General features: G+C 71.6%; 1 protein-coding gene. It reads left to right on the top strand.

What is annotated here, in order from left to right; translation table 11 throughout:
• The coding region (mfd, locus tag G6016_RS14135) for a transcription-repair coupling factor (RefSeq protein WP_182633262.1) at positions 1-3,174 on the top strand (3,174 nt) is incomplete at both ends.

The raw sequence follows: 3,174 nt of genomic DNA, 5'->3' as shown, positions 1-3,174 counted from the left end.
GCGGGTCGTGGTGGCGGCGGCGCGATCGGTGGTGCAGCCCATCTCCCCGGGGGCGGCGCGCCGGGAGCCGGTGCGGCTGGCCAAGGGCGCGGAGCTCGACCCGACCGACCTGCTGGTGGAGCTGACCGAGTTCGCGTACGTGCGCGAGGACATGGTGGCCCGCCGCGGCGACGTGGCCGTGCGCGGCGGCATCGTGGACGTGTTCCCCACGACCGCCGACCACCCGCTGCGCATCGAGTTCGACGGCGACACGATCGCCGAGATCCGCGAGTTCTCGGTGGCCGACCAGCGCTCCCTGCCCGAGGGCGAGCTCGAGTCCGCGACGCTGTACCCGTGCCGCGAACTGCTGCTCGACGACGCGGTGCGCGAGCGGGCCCGCGAACTGGCCCTCGAGCACGATGCGAACCCGACGCTGGTGGAGCTTCTCGAATCGCTCGCCGAGGGCATCCCGCGCGACGGCATGGAGGCGCTGACCTCGGTGCTCGTGCCCGGCGAGATGGCCACGCTGCCGATGCTCATGCCCTCCGGCACCCGCGTGGTGGTGTGCGATCCGGACAAGGTCCGCCGCCGCGCCGGCGACCTGGCCGCGGCCGGTCGCGAATTCCTCGAGGCCTCGTGGACCGCGGCCACCATGGGCGGCGATGCCCCCGTCGACAGCGAGACGCTCGACCTCTCCGGCTCCGGGTACCGCACGTTCTCCGCGATCCGCTCCGAGGCCGCCGAGGCCGGGGTGCCGTGGTGGCAGCTCGTGCCCAGCGGCTTCCTCACCGAGCCCGAGGATGGTCTGGCGATCACCGTTGCGGCCGGCGACCCGCCTGCCCCGCGCGGCAAGGACGCCGAGATGGAGGCCATGTTCACCCGGCTGCGCGCGCTCGTTGCCGCAGGTGGGCGGGCCGCGGTAGTGGTGCCCGGCCACGGCACCGTCGACCGCATCAAGGAGCGCCTGGCCGAGGCGGAGGTCCCGGCTATCGCCGCGTCGGCCGGCGCGGCACCCGCTGACGGTCGGGTCACCGTCTACGAGGCGGTCCTCCACGCCGGGTTCGTCCTCAATGCCGGCGGGAATGGGGCGGATGGCGACCTCGTCGTCGTCTCCGAAACCGACCTCACGGGTAACCGACTCGGTTCCACGACGCGCCCCAAGGCGCGGCACTCCAAGCGCCGCAACCAGGTCGACCCGCTCGCGCTCAAGGCCGGGGACCTGGTGGTGCACGATCAGCACGGCATCGGGCGATTCGTGGAGATGGTCGAGCGGCAGGTGCGCGGCGGCGACGGCTCCTCGCGGCGCGAATACCTGGTGATCGAGTACGCGCCCGGCAAACGCGGCGCCGCCGGCGACCGGCTGTACGTGCCCATGGAATCGCTCGGCCAGCTCAGCCGGTACGTGGGCGGCGAGGCCCCGACCCTGTCCAAGATGGGCGGCGCCGACTGGCAGAACACCAAGCGCAAGGCCCGCAAGGCCGTCCGCGAGATCGCCACTGAGCTGGTGCAGCTGTACGCCAAGCGGCAGTCCGCGCCCGGCCGCGCCTTCGGCCCCGACACCCCGTGGCAGCGCGAGATGGAGGACGCGTTCCCGTTCACCGAGACCATCGATCAGCTCAGCGCGATCGAGGAGGTCAAGGGCGATATGGAGAAGCCCGCGCCCATGGACCGCGTGGTGGTGGGCGATGTGGGCTACGGCAAGACCGAGGTCGCCGTGCGCGCCGCGTTCAAGGCCGTGCAGGACGGCACCCAGGTCGCGGTGCTCGTGCCCACCACCCTGCTCGCGCAGCAGCACCTCGCCACGTTTGAGGAGCGCATGACCGGGTTCCCCGTGACCGTACGGGGGCTCAGTCGCTTCACCTCTGACGCGGATGCCAAGAAGATCCTCGCCGGGCTGGCCGACGGCACGGTCGACGTGGTGATCGGCACCCACCGCCTGCTCGCCACGGGTGTGCGGTGGAAGAACCTCGGCCTGGTGATCGTGGACGAGGAGCAGCGCTTCGGCGTGGAGCACAAGGAGCACATCACCTCCCTGCGCACCCACGTCGACGTGCTGACCATGTCCGCCACGCCGATCCCGCGCACGCTCGAGATGTCGCTGGCCGGGATCCGCGAGATGAGCCAGATCCTCACCCCGCCCGAGGAACGCCTGCCCGTCCTGACGTACGTCGGCGCCTACTCGGACAAGCACGTCGCCGCCGCCATCCGGCGCGAGCTGCTGCGCGAGGGCCAGGTGTTCTACGTACACAATCGCGTCCGGACCATCGATTCCACCGCCGCCCGCATCCGCGACCTCGTACCCGAGGCGCGCGTCGTGGTGGCGCACGGGCAGATGGGGGAGGAGCAGCTCGAGCAGACCGTCGGCGGGTTCTGGAACCGCGAGTACGACGTGCTGGTGTGTACGACCATCGTCGAGACCGGACTGGACATCTCCAACGCCAACACGCTGATCGTCGACCGCTCCGACCAGCTCGGACTGTCGCAGATGCACCAGCTCCGCGGGCGCGTCGGCCGGTCCCGCGAGCGCGGCTATGCCTACTTCTTGTACGACCCCGAGAAGCCGCTGACCGAGACCGCTTACGACCGGCTCGCGACCATCGCGCAGAACAACGACCTCGGCGCCGGCATGGCCGTGGCCATGAAGGACCTCGAACTCCGCGGCGCCGGCAACGTGCTGGGCGCCGAGCAGTCCGGGCACATCGCCGGCGTCGGCTTTGACCTCTACATCCGTCTTGTCGGCGAGGCGGTGGAGGCCTACCGGGCGATCGCCGACGGCGAGCAGGTGGAGGTCGAGGAGGAGCTCGGCGAGATCCGCATCGAGCTGCCCGTCGACGCGTTCATCCCGCCCGAGTACGTCGACGGCGACCGCCTGCGGCTCGAGGCCTACCGCAAGCTCTCGCAAGCGCGCGAGCCCGCCGACATCGACGCCGTGGTCGAGGAACTGCTCGACCGCTACGGCCCGCTGCCCGTCGAGGCCCGGCGGGTGGTGTCGGTGGCGCGGCTGCGGTTGGTGGCCCAGAAGTACCGGGTGCGCGAGATCGTGCTGGCCGGGTCGCGGCTGCGCGTCGGGCCGCTGGAGTTGCTGGACTCGCAGCAGATGCGGCTCAAGCGCATGTACCCGGCCGCGCAGTACCGGGCCACGCAGAAGACCGTGCTGCTGCCGTTGCCCAAGGCGGCCGGCGCCCGCGCTGGTGC

The sequence above is a fragment of the Dietzia aerolata genome (assembly GCF_014144865.1).
GTDB classification, from domain to species: Bacteria; Actinomycetota; Actinomycetes; order Mycobacteriales; family Mycobacteriaceae; genus Dietzia; species Dietzia aerolata.
Note: the sequence above shows the minus strand (reverse complement) of the source record. Positions and strands in the feature narration are given on the sequence as shown.